This window comes from Streptomyces colwelliae (genome assembly GCF_048158785.1).
Classification (GTDB): domain Bacteria; phylum Actinomycetota; class Actinomycetes; order Streptomycetales; family Streptomycetaceae; genus Streptomyces.
In genome coordinates this window covers 19,734-40,493 of the sequence record NZ_JBLTJC010000057.1, presented here as the reverse complement: position 1 = coordinate 40,493, position 20,760 = coordinate 19,734, and the positions used below count along the sequence as shown (strand labels likewise).

At 70.8% G+C, this 20,760-nt stretch carries 14 protein-coding genes; 11 read left to right on the top strand and 3 right to left on the bottom strand.

What is annotated here, in order from left to right; genetic code table 11:
* Nucleotides 1-457: 457 nt before the first annotated feature.
* The 11 genes from ACNFOC_RS14810 (at nt 458) to moeZ (ending at nt 14,452) form a co-directional block, all read left to right on the top strand.
* Nucleotides 458-1,945, top strand: a complete 1,488-nt coding sequence (locus ACNFOC_RS14810; protein ID WP_416959574.1) for a DUF3152 domain-containing protein — start codon at nt 458-460, stop codon at nt 1,943-1,945.
* Nucleotides 1,946-2,001: 56 nt separating this feature from the next.
* Nucleotides 2,002-2,094, top strand: coding sequence for an Ms4533A family Cys-rich leader peptide (locus ACNFOC_RS14805; protein ID WP_317886218.1), 93 nt, complete (start codon nt 2,002-2,004; stop codon nt 2,092-2,094).
* A gap of 192 nt (nt 2,095-2,286) precedes the next feature.
* A complete protein-coding gene (locus tag ACNFOC_RS14800; RefSeq protein WP_416959573.1) occupies nt 2,287-4,005 on the top strand; it encodes an ABC transporter substrate-binding protein in 1,719 nt (572 codons plus the stop codon).
* Between the two features lie 4 nt (nt 4,006-4,009).
* On the top strand, nt 4,010-5,170 hold the full coding sequence (locus tag ACNFOC_RS14795; protein ID WP_416959572.1) for an ABC transporter permease: 1,161 nt from the start codon (nt 4,010-4,012) through the stop codon (nt 5,168-5,170).
* A complete protein-coding gene (locus ACNFOC_RS14790; protein ID WP_327401458.1) occupies nt 5,167-6,165 on the top strand; it encodes an ABC transporter permease in 999 nt (332 codons plus the stop codon). The genes ACNFOC_RS14795 and ACNFOC_RS14790 overlap by 4 nt, the downstream gene beginning before the upstream one ends.
* Nucleotides 6,162-7,790: a dipeptide ABC transporter ATP-binding protein gene (locus ACNFOC_RS14785; protein ID WP_416959571.1), complete on the top strand. Its 1,629-nt coding sequence runs from the start codon at nt 6,162-6,164 to the stop codon at nt 7,788-7,790. The genes ACNFOC_RS14790 and ACNFOC_RS14785 overlap by 4 nt, the downstream gene beginning before the upstream one ends.
* Nucleotides 7,791-8,181: 391 nt before the next feature.
* Nucleotides 8,182-9,912 (top strand): DUF3492 domain-containing protein, encoded by a 1,731-nt coding sequence (locus ACNFOC_RS14780; protein WP_416959570.1) that lies wholly within the window; start codon nt 8,182-8,184, stop codon nt 9,910-9,912.
* Entirely contained in the window at nt 9,909-11,369 is a 1,461-nt protein-coding gene (locus tag ACNFOC_RS14775) for a hypothetical protein (RefSeq protein WP_416959569.1), read from the top strand. Before ACNFOC_RS14780 ends, ACNFOC_RS14775 begins: the two co-directional genes overlap by 4 nt.
* Nucleotides 11,370-11,513: 144 nt before the next feature.
* The gene (locus ACNFOC_RS14770) at nt 11,514-12,473 is read left to right on the top strand and encodes an NAD-dependent epimerase/dehydratase family protein (protein ID WP_398991803.1); all 960 of its coding nucleotides are present in this window, start codon (nt 11,514-11,516) and stop codon (nt 12,471-12,473) included.
* The gene (locus ACNFOC_RS14765; RefSeq protein WP_416959568.1) at nt 12,461-13,210 is read left to right on the top strand and encodes a spherulation-specific family 4 protein; all 750 of its coding nucleotides are present in this window, start codon (nt 12,461-12,463) and stop codon (nt 13,208-13,210) included. Before ACNFOC_RS14770 ends, ACNFOC_RS14765 begins: the two co-directional genes overlap by 13 nt.
* A 63-nt stretch (nt 13,211-13,273) precedes the next feature.
* The gene (moeZ, locus tag ACNFOC_RS14760; protein WP_416959567.1) at nt 13,274-14,452 is read left to right on the top strand and encodes an adenylyltransferase/sulfurtransferase MoeZ; all 1,179 of its coding nucleotides are present in this window, start codon (nt 13,274-13,276) and stop codon (nt 14,450-14,452) included.
* Nucleotides 14,453-14,550: 98 nt separating this feature from the next.
* On the opposite strand, the gene ACNFOC_RS14755 is transcribed toward moeZ, so the two are convergent.
* From ACNFOC_RS14755 to ACNFOC_RS14745, 3 genes are all read right to left on the bottom strand, one after another.
* On the bottom strand, nt 14,551-16,113 hold the full coding sequence (locus ACNFOC_RS14755; protein ID WP_416959566.1) for an alpha/beta hydrolase: 1,563 nt from the start codon (nt 16,111-16,113) through the stop codon (nt 14,551-14,553).
* Nucleotides 16,114-16,250: 137 nt separating this feature from the next.
* Entirely contained in the window at nt 16,251-17,795 is a 1,545-nt protein-coding gene (locus ACNFOC_RS14750) for an alpha/beta hydrolase (protein ID WP_416959565.1), read from the bottom strand.
* 106 nt (nt 17,796-17,901) lie between these two features.
* Nucleotides 17,902-20,673 (bottom strand): lysylphosphatidylglycerol synthase transmembrane domain-containing protein, encoded by a 2,772-nt coding sequence (locus ACNFOC_RS14745; RefSeq protein ID WP_416959564.1) that lies wholly within the window; start codon nt 20,671-20,673, stop codon nt 17,902-17,904.
* Nucleotides 20,674-20,760 lie beyond the last annotated feature (87 nt).

The following is a 20,760-nucleotide window of genomic DNA, read 5'->3' as shown; positions in this document are numbered from 1 at the left end:
GTCTGCGGCTGGGTCTGGGTCCGGGGCTGGGCCTGGGGCGATCCCTGGCCAACAGCAGTCTTCAGTCGGCGGGAATCCGGGGTACGGCGCGTCGAGTCGCCCGGACGGGACGCCGGCTCGTGGGGTACCGCGTGTCCAGGGGCAGCCGCCGGCTCAAGGCGGGCCGCGTCCTCAGGAGGGGACGCCCGCTCACGGAGTGCCGCGTGTCCAGGGGCAGCCGCCCGCTCAAGGTGGGCCGCGTCCTCCTGATGGGACCCCTGCTCATGGGTCGCCGCGTTTCTTCGGCGGTGCTCCTGCGGCTGGGGGACAGCGTCTTCCTGACGGCACTCCCGCGCGCGGGGTCCCGCCTTTGCCGGATGGCTGGTCCGCGCAGGGTGGGCCGCGTTTCGCGGACGGCACGCCGGCCCACGGCGTTCCCCGGCTTCCGGACGGCACTCCGGCCCATGGGTTTCCCAGGGTGGCCGATGGCACTCCGGCCCATGGTTTTCCGAGGCTGCCGGACGGTACACCGGCTCGCGGTGTTCCGCGCGCGTCGGACGGTACGCCTGCGCACGGCACTTCCCGCTTTCCCGATGGGACTCCCGCGCACGGGACTCCCCGCTTTCCCGATGGCACTCCGGCTCATGGGTTTCCGCGGCTGCCCGACGGCACCCCGGCCCATGGTTTCCCGAGGCTGCCTGATGGCACTCCCGCGCGCGGAGTCCCTCGCCTGCCCGACGGCACTCCACGCGCGCGTGCCGGTCATCCTGAGCAGTCTGAATCCGGGGGCGGCTGGGGTGAGTTGAGGGGGCGGACCGGTGCGGGACCTGGCGGGCGGCTCGGCGTTTCTCAGGGCTTGCCCGGTGCGCCCGGTGGCGTGCCCCAAGTCCCTGTCGCCGGTATGCCCTCCGCCGCGGGCCCGGGGCTGCCCATTCCCCGGCAGCGCCAGGCCCCTCAGGACGGTTCCCGGCGAGGCGGGCGTGCCGGTCGTAGTCCACGGCAGGAGTACGTCGACGCCTTCGAAGGGGACGACGACGTCTTCGCGCCCCGGACCGGCGTCGCGACGCACCCCTCCGACCCGTACGGCTCCGTCACCACCTGGACCCCCGAGAGCGCCGACGAGGACATCGAGGCGCCCCCTGCCCGCACTGACTCCGTGCCCGCCAAGGGCCGTAAGGGACGGACGTACACCGGCATCGCGGCCGCCGCCGTCACCACCGTGCTGGCCGTCATCGTGGCCGGGCAGGTCGCCAAGGACGGTGACAGTGACGGTGCGCGGTCGCAGGCGGCCACCGACCGGGCCCGGGACGCGAGAGCGACGGCCTCGCCGGAGGTCAGCCCGTCCGCTTCTCCGCGGGTGGTGGCCCTGACGTATGCCGAGAAGATGGCCAAGAAGTACCCGCTCAGCGCCAAGCTCAAGGGGCCGGACAAGTTCGACGCGGTGCCCGGTGTCGACAAGGCGCCCGGCAAGGGGCGCAAGTACACGTACCGCGTGGACGTGGAGCAGGGGCTCGGGCTCGACGGGACGCTCTTCGCGCAGGCCGTGCAGAAGACGCTGAACGACAAGCGGAGTTGGGCCCACAACGGCGCCCGTACCTTCGAGCGCATCTACACCGGCAAACCGGACTTCGTGATCACCCTCGCGAGCCCTGGTACCACCGCCACGTGGTGTGCCAAGTCCGGGCTCGACACCACCGAGGACAACGTGTCGTGCGACTCGGCGGCCACCGAACGTGTGTTGATCAACGCGTATCGATGGGCGCAGGGGTCGTCAACATATGGGGACAAGATGTACGCGTATCGACAGATGTTGATCAACCATGAGGTCGGTCATCGTCTCGGCTACGGGCACGTCACCTGCGACAAGGACGGCGAGTTGGCGCCCGTCATGCAGCAGCAGACCAAGTTCCTCGACCACGACGGCATCCACTGTCTGGCGAACCCCTGGCCGTACCCGGGCAGTTGACCGGCGACGCTTATGTCACATTGACACGAGCCGCAACTTCCATCATATTTTTTGGCATGTGGTCTAGTCATGTCGCCAACCGCGCCGCCATCGAGCTGGCGCTCATCGGCGTGACCCCGCTCTGCGTGGCCGACATTCTCTGTCGCTGAACACCGCCTCTGGCGTTTGTGTCGCGACCCGCACCACCATGCCCTTGCCGTACGACCTTGGCAGGGTTTCTCGACGACCTGACGCCGGGGCAGACGGCTGTTCGCTTCCGTCTCACTCCTCGTCCATCTGTCTCACGATTCGAGAACTCCCGGAGAGTTCCCGAGAAACCACCCCGAGAGGTCGTCATTCCGATGCGTCAACCGTCCGTCATAGCCCGGCGCGTGGCCGTGGCATCCGTCAGCCTGGCCGTGGCAGCGGGCGCCGCCGCCTGCGGGCCGAAGGACAACGATGCCAAGGGCTCCGGTGGCGACTCCACGCCCCACAAGGGCGGCACGCTCACGGTCCTGAACGCGCAGCCCCAGGAGGACTTCGACCCGGCCCGCCTGTACACCTCCGGCGGCGGCAACGTCCCGTCCCTCGTCTTCCGTACGCTCACCACCCGCAACCGTGAGAACGGTGCGGCCGGCGCCAAGGTCGTCCCGGACCTCGCCACCGACACCGGGCGCCCGAACAAGGACGCGACCGTGTGGACGTACACCCTGAAGAAGGGCCTCAAGTACGAGGACGGCACCGCGATCACCTCGGCCGACATCAAGTACGGCATCGAGCGCTCCTTCGCCGCCGAACTCTCCGGCGGTGCGCCCTACTTGCGGGACTGGCTGGTCGGCGCGGCCGACTACCAGGGGCCGTACAAGGACAAGAAGCGGCTCAGCGCGATCGAGACGCCCGACAGCCGGACCATCGTCTTCCATCTCAACAAGCCCGAGGGCGAGTTCCCGTACCTCGCCACGCAGACGCAGTTCACGCCCGTCCCGAAGGCGAAGGACACCGGGACGAAGTACGAGCAGCACCCGATCTCGTCGGGGCCGTACAAGGTCGTCAGCAACCAGAACGACGGTGAGACGATCGTCCTGGAGCGCAACAAGTACTGGTCCACCGCGACGGACGCCGAGCGCAAGGCCTACCCGGACAAGATCGACGTGAAGTCGGGGCTCGACTCGTCCGTGATCAACCAGCGCTTGTCCGCGTCCCAGGGTGCGGACGCCGCCGCTGTCACCACCGACACCAACCTCGGTCCCGCCGAACTCGCCAAGGTGACCGGCGACAAGGAACTCGCGGCACGCGTCGGTACCGGGCACTTCGGTTACACGAACTACATCGCGTTCAACCCGACGGTCGCGCCGTTCAACAACGTCAAGGTGCGACAGGCGATCTCGTACGCCATCGACCGTTCGTCGGTGGTCAACGCGGCGGGCGGTTCGTCGCTGGCCGAGGCCGCGACCACCTTCCTGCCGAACCAGAAGTCCTTCGGGTACGACCCCTACGACCTCTTCCCGGCGGGCGCCTCCGGCAACGCGGCGAAGGCCAAGGAGCTGCTGAAGGAGGCCGGTTACCCGAAGGGGATCACCGTCACGCTGACGCACTCCAACGACAAGGACTTCGAGACCAGCCCCGAGATTGCCACCGCGATCCAGGACGCGCTCAAGAAGGCCGGCATCACCGTCAAGCTCCAGGGCCTGGAGATCAACGACTACAAGGACAAGATCCACAGCGTCAAGACTGAGCCGGGCTTCTTCCTCGCCCACTGGGGTGCCGACTGGCCCTCCGGCGGTCCCTTCCTCGCCCCGATCTTCGACGGCCGCCAGATCGTCAAGGACGGCGCGAACTTCAACACCGGCCTGCTCAATGACAAGTCGGTCAATGCCGAGATTGACGCGATCAACAAGTTGACGAATCTTGACGAGGCCGCCAAGCGGTGGGGTGCACTGGACAAGAAGATCGGCGAGCAGGCCCTGACCGTGCCGCTGTTCCACCCCGTCTACAAGCGGCTGGTGGGCAAGGACATCAGGAACGTCGTGATCAGCGACTGGACCGGTGTCCTGGACATCTCCCAGGTCGCGGTCAAGTAACCCCATGAGTGAGGCACTTGTCGCCTCCCGGACAGCCGGGGCGGACGTTTCCGTCCCGGCTGCCTCGGGGGCCCGTCAGTTCTGGCGGCGGCTGCGTGCGCAGCGCGCCGCCCTCGTCGCGGCGGTCGTCGTCGCCCTGCTCGTCCTGGTCGCGCTCGCCGCGCCGCTGCTCACCGCGCTCGAGGGCCAGGACCCCTTCACCTACCACCCCTCGCTCATCGACTCCGCGCGCGGCGGCGTGCCGACCGGCTCCTTCGGGGGCATCACCGGCGACCACTGGCTCGGCATCGAACCGCAGACAGGGCGCGACCTGTTCGCCCGCCTCGCCTACGGCGCCCGGGTCTCGCTCGGCGTCGCGCTGGGGGCGACCGTCGTACAGGTCTTCATCGGGGTCGTGATCGGTGTCGGCGCCGGGCTCGGCAGCCGATGGGTTGATCAACTGTTGAGCCGGATCACCGACATCATCGTGGCGATGCCGTTGATGATCATGTCGTTGGCGCTGCTGGCGATCGTGCCCGGGAGCTTCCCGCGGCCCCTGCTGGTCTCCCTCGTCATCGGTCTGATCGCCTGGGGCAACGTCGCGAAGATCGTGCGCGCCCAGACCCTCACCCTCAAGGGGCTCGACTACGTCTCCGCCGCGCGGCTCAGCGGCTGGAACACCTGGCGGATCGCCCGCCGCGAACTGCTGCCCGGCCTCGCCGCGCCCGTCATCACATACGCCGCGCTGCTCTTCCCGATGAACATCAGCGCCGAGGCCGCGCTGTCCTTCCTCGGCGTCGGTGTGAAGCCGCCGACGCCGTCCTGGGGGCAGATGCTCACCGCCGCCGACGTCTGGTACCAGGCCGCCCCGCAGTACCTGCTGCTGCCCGCCGGCGCCCTCTTCGTCACCGTCCTGGCGCTGACCGTCCTCGGCGACGGCATCCGCACGGCCCTCGACCCGCGCGCGGCCTCCCGCCTGCGCATCGGCACCGGCCGCAAGCGTGAGGCGAAGGCGGACGCGAGCACAAAGAAGGCGATGACTTCGGACGCGCACTTCAAGAAGGCGACCACTTCGGACGTGCACTCCAAGAAGGCCACTGCGGCGGACGCGCACTCCAAGAAGGCAACGGCTTCGGAAGCGAGCGCCAAGAAGGAAGCCGGTACCAAGAGGGAGGCCCAGGGATGAGCGGCTTCGGAGGCTTCGTCCTGCGCCGAGGCATCGGCACCGTGATCACCCTGTTCGCCATCTCGGTGATCGTCTACGTCGTCTTCTTCGTCACCCCCGGCAACGTCGCCCAGATCACCTGCGGCCCGCGCTGCTCCCCGGAGCAAGTGCACCAGGTGGCGCAGCAGTTGAGGCTCGACGACCCGCTGTACCTCCGCTACTGGCACTTCCTCCAGGGCATCCTCGTCGGCCAGGACTACTCGACGGGCACCTCCGTGGAGCACTGCTCGGCGCCCTGCCTCGGCCAGTCGTACCAGGGGGACCAGCAGGTCACCCAGCTGATCCTGTCGAAGCTGCCGGTCAGCCTGTCCCTCGTGTTCGGCGCGATGGTGCTGTGGCTGATCCTCGGCGTCGGCACGGGCATCCTGTCCGCGTGGCGGCGCGGCCGGTTCACCGAGCGCCTGCTGACCGGCATCACGCTCGCTGGCGTCGCCACCCCGGTGTTCGTGATCGGCCTGGTGCTGATGATCGTCGTCTGCGGGCAGCTGCAACTGCTGCCCTTCCCGCAGTACGTCGGCCTCACCGACGACCCCGAACAGTGGGCCTGGAACCTGCTGCTGCCCTGGCTCTCGCTCGCCCTCATCGAGGCCGCCGCGTTCGCCCGGCTCACCCGGGCGTCGATGCTGGAGACGCTCGCCGAGGACCACATCCGCACGTTCCGCGCGTACGGCGTCGGTGAACGGTCGATCATCGGTCGGCACGCGCTGCGCGGGGCGTTCGCGCCGATCATCGCGCTCAACGCCAACAACGTCGGCTCGGCGGTCGGCGGCGCGGTGCTCACCGAGACGCTCTTCGGGCTGCCCGGCATCGGACAGGAACTCGTCCATGCCGTCAATGTCGTCGACCTGCCGGTGGTCGTCGGCATGGTCCTGGTCATCGGCTTCTTCGTGGTCATCGCCAACGCCGTCGCGGACGTGCTGTACGCGGTGGCCGACCGACGGGTGGTGCTCGCATGATCTCGGGTACGGGTATGAGTTCCGTGGACGTGTTGGTGGAAGTCACCGACCTGACGGTCGGGTTCGGGTCGCTGCGCGCCGTCGACGGCCTCTCCTTCCGGCTGGAGAAGGGCGCCGCACTGGGCCTGGTCGGCGAGTCCGGCTCGGGCAAGTCCACAGTTGCCTCGGCCCTGTTGGGGCTGCACCGCGGCACGGGGGCCGACGTCGGCGGCTCGGTGCGGGTGGCCGGCATCGACGTACAGGAGGCATCCGACGCGGACCTGCGGCTGCTGCGCGGCGGGAAGGCCGCGATGGTCTTCCAGGACCCGCTGTCGTCCCTGGACCCGTACTACGCGATCGGCGACCAGATAGCCGAGGTCTACCGGGTGCACACGCGCGTGTCCCGTCGGGCCGCACGCGCGCGTGCCGTCGAGGTACTGGACCGGGTCGGCATTCCGGACGCGGTACGGCGATCCCGTTCGCGCCCGCACGAGTTCAGCGGCGGCATGCGGCAACGCGCCCTCATCGCCATGGCCCTGGCCTGCGAACCGGAGCTGTTGATCGCCGACGAGCCGACGACCGCGCTCGACGTGACCGTCCAGGCGCAGATCCTCGACCTGTTGCACACGTTGCGCGAGGAGACGGGCCTGGGGCTGCTGCTCGTCACGCACGACGTGGGCGTGGCCGCCGAGAGCGTCGACGAGATCCTGGTCATGCGGCACGGGCGGGCCGTCGAACACGGGCCGGTGGACACCGTGCTCGGTGCGCCGGCCGAGCCGTACACCCGGGATCTGCTCGGCGCGGTCCCGCGCGTGGACGCGCCGCGTGCCCTCTCGGAGGCGTCCTCGGCGCCTTCGGTGCCCGCGGAGGTCGTCCTGGAGGCGACGGGCCTGCGGCGCGAATTCGGGCGCGGGAAGCGGGCGTTCGCGGCCGTGGACGACGTGTCGCTGACGGTCCACCGGGGCGAGACTCTCGGCATCGTGGGCGAGAGCGGCAGCGGCAAGACGACGCTGGGCCGGATGCTGGTCGGGCTCCTGAAGCCGACGGCGGGCGAGATCAAGCCCGGCGGCGGCGTCCGCCCCGATGTCCAGATGGTGTTCCAGGACCCCGTCTCCTCCCTCAACCCCCGCCGCAGCGTGGGCGAGTCGATCGCCGACCCACTACGCGCGCGTGGAGAACGCGACGAGGAGAGCATCCGGGGGCGCGTACGCGAACTCCTGGAGCGCGTGGGGCTCGAAGGGGCGCACTACGACCGCTACCCGCACGAGTTCAGCGGTGGCCAGCGCCAGCGCGTGGGCATCGCACGGGCGCTCGCGGCCGACCCGCGCGTGATCGTGTGCGACGAGCCGGTCTCCGCGCTCGACGTCACCACACAGGCCCAGGTCGTCGCCCTGCTCGGCGAACTCCAGCGCGAACTCGGCCTCGCGCTCGTGTTCGTCGCCCACGACCTCGCCGTCGTCCGCCAGGTCAGCGACCGGGTCGCGGTGATGCGACGCGGGAGGATCGTTGAACAAGGCCTCGCCGACGAGGTCTACGACGCCCCGCGGGACCCGTACACGAAGCAGCTCCTGGCCGCCGTACCGGCCCTCGATCCGCAGGTCGCGGCCCAACGGAGGTCGGCGCGACGGGAGTTGGCGACGGCGTGACGGTGGCGTCGCGACGGTGCGGCGGTGCCGCTTCCACGACGAGGCGGTGCCGTCCCCACGACGGGACTGTGTCGTCGCGACGACGAGACTGTGCCGTCGCGACGACGCGACTCTGCCGTTCCAACGACGGGACGGGCTCGTCCCCACGACGTGACGGGCTCGTCGCTACGGCCCCGTAGCGACGGCACGACAGCGGCCTGACGTTCCGTGCGTGATTGATCTCTTAGCGCGACGGAACGCGATCCGCACGGGAAAGTTACGCCCGTTCACCCCTTTTGGTGGCGCGATGGACAACCGTCCGTCGCGCCACCGCCTTGTCCGCATACGTTCGTCCCGCTGCGAGCCGCCGGGTCAACGGCGGCTCCCCATATGGGAGATCGGGGGTGTGCCCGTGCGCATAGGACTGCTTACGGAGGGTGGCTATCCGTATGTGAGCGGTGACGCCAGACTCTGGTGCGACCGGCTCGTACGCGGGCTCGGGCAGCATGAGTTCGACATCTACGCGCTCAGCCGCAGCGAGCGCCAGGAGGCCGAGGGCTGGCTCGAACTGCCGCCCCAGGTCAGCCGGGTGCGTACCGCGCCGCTGTGGACCGCCGAGGACGACGGGGTGACCCTCGGGCGCCGTGCGCGCCGGCGGTTCGGCGAGTGCTACGAGGAGCTGGCGGCCGTGCTGTGCGCGGGGGACGAGCAGGCCTCGGAGGCGGCGGACGGGGTGCCGGGCGAGCAGGGGGTGCCCTCCGCCGATGTGGCGGACCGTTTCGCCAACGCGCTGTACGGGCTCGCGGAACTCGCCCGCGACGAGGGCGGACTCGTGGCCGCGCTGCGCTCCGAGAGCGCCGTACGTGCGCTGGAACGCGCCTGTCGTGCGCCCGGCGCACTCCGTACGGCACGCGAGGCGCGCGTACCCGAACTCCTCACCGTCGCCGCGCACTTGGAGCGCGCCCTGCGCCCCCTCTCGCTCGACTGGTACGAGGACGACGCCCTCGGCTCCGTGGACCTCTGCCACGCGACGGCCGGCGGCACCGCGGCCCTGCCCGGTCTGCTCGCCCGCCACTTCGCCGGCGTACCGCTGCTCGTCACCGAGTACGGCGTGCAGCTGCGGACGCACTACCTGGCCTCCGCCGGTGCCCCGCCCGCCGTGCGGGCCTTGCTCGCCGCCTTCCACGGCAGGCTGGCCGCCGAGATCTACCGGCGGGCCGAGCTGATCACCCCCGGCAACAGCCACACCCGCCGCTGGCAGGAACGCTGCGGCGCCGACCGTACGAAACTCCGCACGGTCCACCCGGGCATGGAGGCGTCCCGCTTCGCGGAGGTCGGCGAGGCGCCCGACGGCGCGGACCCGGACACGCTCGTATGGGTCGGCCGCGTCGAGCCCGCGAAGGACCTGATCTCCCTGCTCCACGCCTTCGCCGAGGTCCGCAAGGACGAGCCCAAGGCACGCCTGCGGATCGTCGGCGCGCCGTCCGGCGCCGAGGGCGAGGCCTACCTGGGCCACTGCCGGGCGCTGGCCGCACAGCTCTTCCCCGACGAGGCCGAGGGCGTGCACGCGGTCGGCGACAACCCGGTGTCCTTCGAGGAGATCGGCGGCCCGGAAGCGCCCACGCTCGCCGAGGCGTACGCGGCCGGCACCGTGATCGTCCTCTCCAGTGTCGTCGAGGGCTTCCCGATCAGCCTGGTCGAGGCCATGTTCTGCGGCCGGGCGACCGTGTCCACGGACGTCGGCGCGGTGGTCGAGGTCATCGGCGGTACGGGGCTCGTCGTACCCCCGCGCAACCCGCGGGCGCTCGCGGAGGCGTGCGTGAGCCTGTTGCGCGACCCGGAGCGCCGTGAGCGCCTGGGCGCCGCCGCGCGCGCCCGCGCACTCGAACTGTTCACCGTCGAGCAGAACATCACGGCATTTCACGGCATTTACCTGGAGATCGTCTCGCACTCCCCGGTCCGCCGGGTCGTCCTGGACGAGGCAGGCGAACCCCTCCCCTTCGCAGCCCCCGCCGAGGCCCATGTCCCCGGCCGCTGGACCGGTCCCATGGCCCGCGTCGTCGCCCGAGGCGGTCCCACCTGGGCCACGGGAGCACCGGTACGCGCCACAACTCCCGTGCCGACGACGGAGGCAGCCCGATGAGCGGCCTCGGCGAACTCGACCGCCCCGGGACGCCTGGCAGCGCGGAGGCGTGGGACGCGCGGTCGGAGGTGTGGCTCGGGGAGAACGGGGAGCCGAAGACGGAGGGGGCGGCGGAAGCGCCGGGCGATCCGTCGGCAGTCGGCCAGGACACCGATGACGTCCTACAGAACGTCCTTGTCGCCGCCGACCGCGACGAAGCCGCAACGGCCGCCGGCCAGGACACGTACGACGCCGTCCCGGTCACTGCCGCCTCCGCTCCACGCGACGCCGGCCCCGCAGACGACTCCAAGCAGCCGCAGCCCCGTACGACGCCCGAACCGACCTCCCGCGCGGCCGGCCGCAAGCCCGCCCCCGCCCGCCGTGGCGCCGCCGACCCGGTCAAGGCGCTGATGCACCGTCACCGCGAGCTGTGCGAACGGGCCGTTGACCCCTTGGAGATCGCGGCGGGGCTGGAGGCGCACGGTGTCACCGACCGGACCGCTGCCCGCTTCCGGCACCGTGACGTGTTCTCGCTCGCCGAGGAGATGTACGCACGCGTGCCCCGCGACGACGCGGCGGCCGCGCCCCACGATGCCGTGGCCGCGCCGCCACCCCGCGCCGACTGGGCCGTACTCGCCCTCCTGCCCGGAGTCCTGTGCGCCGCGGCCGTGACCGGTGTGCGGCTCACGGACGGTCAGCTGCGGCTGACGGTGGCCGTCGTCGGTGTGCTCGCCGTGGCGCTCGCGGTGCGCATCGCTCTCGGCCGCGGCCCGCTGAGCAACCCGCCCGGCACACACGCGTGGCGCACGCCCGCAGGCACCCGCCTGTGGACCTACTGGCTGCTCGCCTACGCCCTCCTCGGCGACGGACTGCTCCGAGCCTCGGACGACGGCGGACCCGACGGCCTGCCGACCGGCCTGGCTGGCGGAGCCTGGCCCACGGCCACCGCACCGGTCCTGGCCCTCACCCTGGCCTGCGCCCCCGCCGCCTGGTGCGCCCACCACTTCGCCGTACGCGCCCGGCGCAAGCTCGCGACCAGTCGTGGACTCGAGGACTTCGCCGACTCCGTACAACCGCTGCTGCTCGGCACGTTCGCCCTGTTCCTGTGCGCCCTGACCGCCCTCCTCGCCCTCTGCGGCGCGGCCCTGGGCGAGCCCGCCGCGTACGCCCAGGCCATCACCCTGGGTGCCCTGTTGCTGCTCGCCCGCCTCCTCACCGTCCACGGCTTCACCCACGCCCCGACCCTCGCGCTCGGCGCGGCGGCCGCGACGGAGGCGACGGCCCTGGCCCTGGACCTCATCGGCCGGCTCCCCGGCTGCGGCTTCCTGGCCACCCCCGTCGAAACCGTCCTGGAGTCCTGGGGCCCGGGCGGCATCCCCGCCCTGGCCTGCGGAGCGGCCGCCCTGGCGCTCCTGTTCCACACCACCCGCACGCTGACCAGAGCCTCCGCGCACGCGCCGGCGAACGAGCCGCGGTGACACCGCCGATGACCAGCACCGATCAGACGCGTCACCCAGCCGCAGGCGCCCGGCCCCACCGCCGGAGGCAACCGCATCACCCTGTGAAGGAGAACACCAGATGATCACCTGCCGATCCGGAGAGTCGGCCCGGGGAGCCGTCCGATGAGGGTCCTGCTGATCGGAGCCAACGGCTACCTCGGCCGATTCGTCGCCGACCGCCTGCTCGCCGACCCGGCCGTCCAGCTCACCGCGCTCGGCCGCGGCGACGACGCCGACGTCCGCTTCGACCTCGCGTCCGGCAGCCCCGGAGCGCTCACCCGCTTCCTGGACGCCGTCCACCCCGGAGTCGTCATCAACTGCGCCGGCGCCACCCGCGGCGGCGCCCGCGAACTCACCCGGCACAACACCGTCGCCGTCGCCACCGTCTGCGAGGCCCTGCGACGCAGCGGCTGCGGAGCCCGGCTGGTGCAGATCGGGTGCGGCGCGGAGTACGGTCCCAGCCAGCCCGGTTCCTCCACGGCCGAGGACGCCGTACCCCGCCCCGGCGGCCCGTACGGCGTCAGCAAACTCGCCGCCACCGAACTGGTCCTGGGCTCCGGCCTGGACGCCGTAGTACTCCGCGTCTTCTCACCCGCCGGACCCGGCACCCCCGCCGGTTCCCCGCTCGGCCGGCTCGCCGAGGCCATGCGCCGGGCCATGCAGTCCGGCGACGGCGAACTCAAGCTCGGCGGCCTGGGCGCGCAACGCGACTTCGTCGACGTACGGGACGTGGCCCGCGCCGTCCACGCGGCCTCGCTCTCCGCCGCGCAGGGCGTCATCAACATCGGCTCGGGCCGCGCGGTCCGGCTGCGCGACGCCGCCGCCGTCCTCGCCCGCGTGGCCGGATACGGCGGCGCGCTGCACGAACTCGACGGCCCGCCCGGCCCGTTGCGGGCGGCCATCGGCCACCCCCGCACCGACCCCGACCACGCGGCCCCGGTCGCGTACCCGTACCCGGACGGCTGCGGGAGCTGGCAGCAGGCGGATGTGCGCACCGCGCGGGACCGGCTCGGCTGGCGGCCCCGGATCAACCTCGAAGAGTCCCTCGCCGACATCTGGATGGAGGCGGCATGCCGCATCTGACCAGCACGACCCCGGGCACCGCGAGCACCGGCGTCCGCACCGGCTTCGGCATCCCCGGCTACGCGCACCCCCTGGTCGCCCCGACCGAATGGGGCGAACTCACCCGCCCCGGCACCCCCTTGCACTGGGTCGTCCTCAACGTCTCCTCGGGCCCGGGGGCCCGCCCCGACCCGCACTGCCTGGAAGCGGCCGGGAGGCTCCGGAACACGGGCGTCCGGGTCCTCGGCCACCTGGACGCCGCCCACGGAGCCCGCGCCTTCGGTGACCTGCTCTCCGAGGCGCACCGCTACCGCGACTGGTACCAGGTCGACGGCTTCCTCCTGGAGCGCTGCCCCACCGACCGGGCCGCGCTCCCCGAGGCCCGCCGCACGGTCACCGCGCTCCGCGAGATCCGTGACGGCGCCCACATCGTCCTGGGGCACGGCACCCACCCGCACCCCGGATACGCCGAGTGCGCCGACCAGTTGGTGACGTTCTCCGGCCCCTGGAGCGACTACCGCTGGTCGCAGGTCGCCGAGTGGACCGCGGACCACCCGCCCGAGCGCTTCTGCCACTTCGTGCACGGCGTCCCGCGCGGTCATCTCGACGAGGCGCTGCGCATCGCCCGCTGGCAGGGCGCCTCGACCATCTACTTCACCGACCGCACCGATCACGGCGGCCGCACCGACCCCTGGGAGACCATGCCCGGCTACTGGGACGAGATCGTCTCGCGGATCGGAACGGGTGTCTCGGAATGAAGAAGGGCATGGCAGTGTTACGGGGAGAACAACTGTAGTGATTGACCGACCAACGGAGTCCCCGTGTCGCTGCCACCCCTGGTCGAGCCGGCTGCCGAGCTCACCGTAGACGAGGTCCGCAGGTACTCCCGCCACCTGATCATCCCCGACGTGGGCATGGACGGGCAGAAGCGGCTGAAGAACGCCAAGGTGCTCTGTGTGGGCGCCGGCGGTCTGGGCTCGCCGGCGCTGATGTACCTGGCCGCGGCGGGCGTGGGCACGCTCGGCATCGTGGAGTTCGACGAGGTCGACGAGTCGAACCTGCAGCGCCAGATCATCCACAGCCAGGCCGACATCGGCCGCTCGAAGGCGGAGTCAGCGCGCGACTCGGTGCTGGGCATCAACCCGTACGTGAACGTGATCCTCCACGAAGAGCGGCTCGAGGCCGAGAACGTGATGGACATCTTCAGCCAGTACGACCTGATCGTCGACGGCACGGACAACTTCGCGACCCGCTACCTGGTCAACGACGCCGCCGTACTGCTGAACAAGCCGTACGTGTGGGGTTCGATCTACCGCTTCGACGGCCAGGCCTCCGTCTTCTGGTCCGAGCACGGCCCCTGCTACCGCTGCCTCTACCCGGAGCCCCCGCCCCCCGGCATGGTCCCCTCCTGCGCCGAGGGCGGCGTCCTGGGCGTGCTGTGCGCGTCCATCGGCTCCATCCAGGTCACCGAGGCGATCAAGGTCCTCACCGGCGTCGGCGACCCGCTCGTCGGCCGCCTGATGATCTACGACGCCCTGGAGATGCAGTACCGCCAGGTCAAGGTCCGCAAGGACCCCAACTGCGCGGTCTGCGGCCCGAACGCGACCGTCACCGAGCTCATCGACTACGAGGCCTTCTGCGGCGTCGTCTCCGAGGAGGCCCAGGAGGCGGCCGCGGGCTCGACGATCACTCCCAAGCAGCTCAAGGAGTGGATCGACGACGGCGAGAACATCGAGATCATCGACGTCCGCGAGGTCAACGAGTACGAGATCGTCTCGATCCCCGGCGCCAAGCTGATCCCGAAGAACGAGTTCCTCATGGGCACCGCCCTGGAGACGCTCCCGCAGGACAAGAAGATCGTCCTGCACTGCAAGACGGGTGTCCGCAGTGCGGAAGTCCTCGCCGTCCTCAAGTCGGCCGGCTTCGCGGACGCGGTCCACGTCGGCGGCGGTGTGATCGGCTGGGTCAACCAGATCGAGCCCGACAAGCCCGTCTACTAGACACACGCTTTCCCGGGAGGGGCTCGGCACCACAGGTGCCGGGCCCCTTTCCGCTGCCCGGGCAGAGATTCGGGCAGGGGAAAGGGCTGACGTGCGCGCTACGAGGCGCAGACCTTCCCGTCCTCGGGCACCGTCCCCTTCAGCAGATACGCGTCCACCGTCGAGTCGACACAGTCGCTCCCACTCCCGTACGCCCCGTGTCCCTCGCCCTTCCAGGTGAGCTCCACACCGACGCCCTTGCCCAGTTCGTCGGCCATCTTGCGGGCACCCTCGTACGGCGTCGCCGGGTCCCCGGTGTTGCCGACCACCAGGATCGGCGCCGCACCGGGCGCGCTGACCTCCGGGGTGTCGTACTGTCCGGCCACCGGCCAGTCGTGGCACCACCCGGCCGTGTCCCAGCCCAGGAAGTCGCCGAACACGGGGGAGATCTTCTCGAACTCGGGCAGCAGCTTCTGCGTCTGCTCCGGCGTCGGCCGCTGCTTGTCGTCCAAGCACGATATGACCCGTTGGGAATGGGTCGTCGTGCCGTAGTGCCCCGCGCTGTCACGGTCGTTGTAGCCGTCGGCGAGCGCCAGCAGCTCCGAACCGTCGCCCTCCTCCGCGGAGTTCAGGGCGCTGGTCAGCGTGGGCCAGCTCTCCTTGCTGTACAGCGGAAGGACGATGCCGGTCAGTGCGAGTGTCTGGGTCAGCTTCCGTCCGGTCGAGGTGGCCAGCGGCTTGGCGTCGATCCGCTTCAGCAGGGCCGCGATCTTCTTCGAGCCCTGAGCCGGATCCTGGTCCCGCGACTTGAGGTAGTCGTCCAGCGCGCGCTGGAAGCCCCGGGTCTGGTTCAGTGCGTGGCCCACCGAGTCGGCGCTCGGGTCGACGACCGCGTCCAGGATCAGCCGCCCCACCTTCTTCGGGAACAAGTGGGCGTAGACACCGCCGAGTTCGGTGCCGTACGAGATGCCGAAGTAGTGCAGCTTGTCGTCGCCGAGGACCTGGCGCATCAGGTCCATGTCGCGGGCCGTGTCGGTAGTCGACACATGTGACATCAGCTTTCCGGCGGCCTTCTCACAGCCCTTGCCGAAGGTGGTGGCGTCCTGGAAGTACGCCTTCTCCTCGGCCGGTGTGTCCGGCGTGGCATCGATGTCCTCGGAGGCCTGGATCGCCTTGTCGCTGCGGCAGCGGACGCCCTCGCTGGCGGCGACTCCGCGCGGGTCCCAGCTCACCAGGTCGTAGCGCTCGTGCAGCGCGGACACCGTGGTGGCGTACGCCGGCATGTAGTCCACGCCCGAGCCGCCGGGGCCGCCGAAGTTGAACAGCAGCGAGCCGATGCGGTCGCCGCCCGTCGACTTGGAGCGGATCAGCGCGAGCCCGATCGTGGAGCCGCCCGGCTTCGCCCAGTCCAGCGGCACCTTGAGCGTCGCGCACTGCCAGTCACTGCTCGGCGCGGCCGAGTCGCCGGTGGCCTTGCAGCGCCCCCAGTCGAGCTTCTGCGCGGTCAGCGACGCGGGCAGCGCGGCCGCGGCGGACGTAGAAGAGGACGAGTCGGCTGCCGACGGCTTGGCGTCCCCCGCGCCCGCGCCGTCCTTGCCGTCGTCGGACGAGCCGCTGCCACAGCCGGCCGTCAGCAGTGCGGCGGCGGCCATCAGGGCCGTCCACCGTACGAATCGCGCCATGTGCATTCCCCCCTCGCAGGCCGTCCGCGTCACGCCGCGGATGGCGGTCAGGCCATAGTAGGCGGCGCGAGCCGAGCCCGTGACGGCCTGTGGATAACCTTTTGACCTGCACTTTTGCCCGGATTTCGGGGGTAGGCTCAGGAGCAGACGGTGCCGGCCGCCGGGACTTTCCCGTTCAGCAGATAGCCGTTCACCGCGCTTTGCACGCACTTGTTCTTGCTGTCGTACGCCCCGTGCCCCTGGCCCTTGTACGTCAGCTCGACCGCGACGCCCTTGCCCAGCGCGTCCACCATCTTCTGCGCGCCCTCGTACGGTGTCGCCGGGTCACCGGTGTTGCCCACGACGAGGATCGGCGCCGAACCGGCCGCGCTCACGTCGGGATGGTCGGCGGCGCCCGGCACGGCCCAGTCGGTGCAGCTGACCATGCCCCAGGCCAGGAAGTCGCCGAAGAGGGGAGAGGCGGCCCGGAACTCGGGCAGCTTCCGCTCCACGTAGTCGGCGGTGTATCTCGGCTTGTCGTCGGCGCAGTTGATGGCGATGTTCGCTGCGGTGATGTTGCTGTACTCGCCGTTCTCGCTGCGCCCGTTCATCGAGTCGGACAGCGCCATGAGGACCTTGCCGTCACCGCTGTAGGCCTGTTCGAGCCCCTCGGTGAGGTACTCCCAGAAGTCCTTCGAGTACAGCGCCTGCGCGATGCCGTTCGTGGCGGCCGTCTGGGTCAGCCGGCGGGGGAAGATGCCTGGGATCGGCTTGCTGTCGAGGCTTTTGAGCAGCTTGGCGATGCGGTCCTTGACGTCCTGCGCGGTGTCGCCGACCGGGCAGTCCGTGGTCTTCGACGTGCAGTCGTCGGCGAAGTTGTCGAGCGCGAGCTGGAAGCCCTTGGCCTGTCCCAGGGAGCCCTGTTCGGAGTTCTGGGTGGGGTCGACGACCGCGTCGAAGACGGCGCGGCCCACGTGCTTGGGGAACAAGTGGGCGTAGACGCCGCCCAGTTCGGTGCCGTACGAGATGCCGAAGTAGTGCAGCTTGTCGTCGCCGAGGACCTGGCGCATCAGGTCCATGTCGCGGGCCGCGTCGGTGGTGCGCACCTGGGGGAGCATCTTCTTGGAGTTCTTCTCGCAGGCCGCGTTGAACTGCTTGGTGTTGGCCAGGAGCTTGGTGCGCTCGGCCGCGTCGTCCGGGGTCGCGTCCTGCTGGAAGTACTGGTCGAGCTGGGAGTCGCTCTCGCACTCGACGCCGGCGCTGCGGCCCACCCCGCGCGGGTCGAAGCTCACCAGGTCGTAGCGGGTGCGCAGGGTCGCGTAGTCCTCGCCGAACGCGGGCAGCGTGGTGACGCCCGAGCCGCCGGGGCCGCCGAAGTTGAAGACGAGCGAGCCGATCCGCTTGCTCGCGGCGCCGCTGGCCTTCGCCCGGACCAGGGCGAGCCCGATCGTGTCGCCCTTGGGCTTGCTCCAGTCGAGCGGCGCCTTCATGGTGGAGCACTGCCACTTGTCGCCGTTCGGCAGCGCCGACGGCGCGGCGCCGCCGCCCTCCGACTCGGACGGGGCCGGGCAGTCCTTCCAGCTGAGCTTCTGGGCCGTCGGATCCTCGTCCTTGGAGTCGCCGCCGCAGCCCGCCAGCGTGGCGGACAGCAGGACGACGGTGGCGGTCAGGGCAGCGGCACGCAGCCGGGAGGGGTTCGGCATGATCCCATCCTGGGGTCGCATGCGGCGGTGCGCTCGGGGCGCGGGCCGTACGAGGTACGCACGCGTGCGTGCACCACGCGCGTACGCGTGCGTGCGTGTGCGTGCTCTACAAGGAACCCTTGCGCGACAGGTGGTTGAAGAAAAGCCAGCCCGGCAGCACCGGAATCCACAGCGTCAGCAGCCGGTACAGCAGCACCGCCGGAGCGGCGACCTCCTTGGGGAGGCCCACGGCGATCAGACCGACCGTCAGAGTCGCCTCGACGGCGCCCACACCGCCCGGGGTCGGGGCCGCGGAACCGAGCGCGTTGCCCGCGAGGAAGACGACCGCGACGCTGGCCAGGCTGAGCGACGTCGAGTCGTCGCCGAACGCCCGGATCGACGCGTCCAGGCACATCACGAAGCAGGCCGTCAGCAGCAGCATGCCGCCGATGCCGGTGATCAGCTTCTGCGGCCGTTGCAGCACGTCGAGCATGCGCGGAATGACGCCCGCGAAAAGCGACCGCACGCGCGTGACGAGGAACTTCCTTAGGAACGGCACCGAGGTCACCACGAGCACGAGCACCGCCACCGTCAGCAGACCGGCGATGACCGTCCTGGACGGCGACAGGGACGGCGTCTTCTCGGTGCCGGTCAAGTAGCCGAACGACAGCAGCATCAGGATGTGGCAGCCAAGACCGAACAGCTGCGACGCGCCGACACTCGCCACCGCGAGCCCGGGCCGCACCCCGGCACGCTGAAGGAAGCGCGTGTTCAGGGCGACACCGCCGACCGCGGCCGGGGCCACGATCTTCACGAACGACCCGGCGACCTGCGCCGCCACGGCCCGCAGGAACGGCACCCGCTCCGGCACGAACCCCAGGAGGGCCATCGCCGCCGCGAAGTAGCTCAGCGCCGAGAACAGCACGGCCGCCGCCACCCAGCCCCACTGGGCGTTGGCGACGAGCGGACCGAACTCGATGTGCGTGAGCTGCGTCAGCAGGAAGTACGCACCGATCGCGCCCGCCATGAAACTGATCAGCGTGCGCGGCCGCACCCGCTCCAGACGGGCCGGTTCGACAGGAGCCTGCGGCCTGATCAGCAGCACCTGGTGCCGGATCTGGGTGAGCAGATCCTCCTCGCGGGCCTCGTCCAACGCCTCGTCGATGGCCCGCTTCTCGGCCCGCAGCTCCGCGCGTACGGCCTTCTTGTCGGCCTTCTTGTCGGGCTTCTCAAGTACGGGAGTGGAGCCCTCCGGGGTCTCCTCCGCGTGGGCCAGCCTGGTCTGCCGGGACGCCTCGAGAATCGCGTCGCGCTCCCGCTGGGCGCGCTCCCGGGACAGCCGTCTCAGCGTCGCGCGCGTGGAGCGCGACAACGCGATGGGCTGGAGCATCGGCAGACAGTCGGCCACGGCGTCGGGCCCGAGCACACCGACCGCCGAGGCCACCGAGCGCTCGGCGCCCACCCGCAGGCCGATCGTCGTCACCAACTGGGCGACGTCCATGCGCAACAGCAGCTCACCGGCGGCGATTTCTCCGCCGCGCAGGTCCGTGAGGATCACGTTGCCGGAACGATCCACCAGAATCGCGTCACCGGCGAGCCTGCGGTGGGCGATGCGCCGCGACTGCAACGCCTGCACCTGGTGCCAGGTGAGGCGCAGGAGATCGTCGGTGATCTCCTCGTCCGCGAGCGAGTCGAGCGTGCGCCCGCCGGTGTGCTCGTAGACGAGCATCACGGCGTCGGGGCCGAGTTCCGAGGTGGCGATCAGCTTCGGGGCGTTGGCCCCGGCGGCGATCGCCGCGTACGCCAGCAGGGCCTCCTGCTCCAGCGCCTGGCGCAGCGACTGGAGACTGCTGCGGGTCGCGAAGCCGCGCAGCGTCAGATTGCGCCACGCGCGGTAGAAGAAGCCCTGGGCCTGCTGTTCCCGGTCGACCACGGTGACGTCCAGCGGTGGACCGTCCTCCAGGGTCACGAAGTAGCGCCGGCCGCGGTCGCCGTTCTCCGTGTCGACGGCCTCCTCGCGGGCCGCGCCCACTGGGTGGAAGCCGACCGTCCGCAGGCCCGCCATCAGCGTCCGGCCGGTGGGACGGACGTTCGGCGAGCCCACCGCGTACAGCGTCCCGTAGGCCACGGTCCAGCCGATCAGCACCGTCAGGATGATCGAGAACGGCGTCGTGTACCCGGTGACCAGCATCGAGAAGGCGTCCAGCAGCAGCACGATCCACAGCACCGAGCGCCAGCGCGGCCTCCGGGACATGCCTACGGCCGTCATGTAGGCGATGACGGGCGCCAGATAGCCGTGCACCGGGTCGGTGAGGGCGTGGATGTCGCCGGGGGAGGGCTGGGTGAGCGCCTCCTGGATGGAGCCCGGGGCGGCTTTGGCGACCCACAGGTCCGTGGCGAGTGTCACTCCGTGCGCGAGGACCGCCGCGAGCACGCCGTCGGCGATGCGCAGCCCGTCCCGCTTGATCAGCCGCTCGATCGCAAAGGCGACCGGCACCAGCAGGATGGCGATGCTGGACGCCAGCCCCGCGATCTTGATCAGCAGGTCGGGCGCCTGCCCGGTGCCCTTGTTGATGTCCTGTTCGAGCCCCGAGGTCGTGCCGTGCGCGAACGCGGCGATCGCGAGCAGTACGACGATCGCGAGAAAGCCCACCAGGAGGCGCATGAGATCGGAAGGGCGGTGCACGCGCGCGGGGAGCAGCGGTTCGTCGCCCTCGACCTCTTCGACGTGCGGGTCGTCGCCGCAGTCGTCGAGACCGGGGCCGGGCGCGGGGCTGGGGGCAGAAGCCTCGGCGGGCCCTTCCGAGGACTCCTGGCCGGTCGTATCGGCGGTGTCCGGGCGCGACGCAGCGTCAGAGGTGCCCTCCGCGTCTTCGGGGTGCACACCCTGCTGCTTCATCGTCTCTTCTTGATCTCGTATCACCAGTCACCGCCCGCACGATGGTGGCATGCCCCACCGACACACGGGGGCATCAGGGTGCAAATG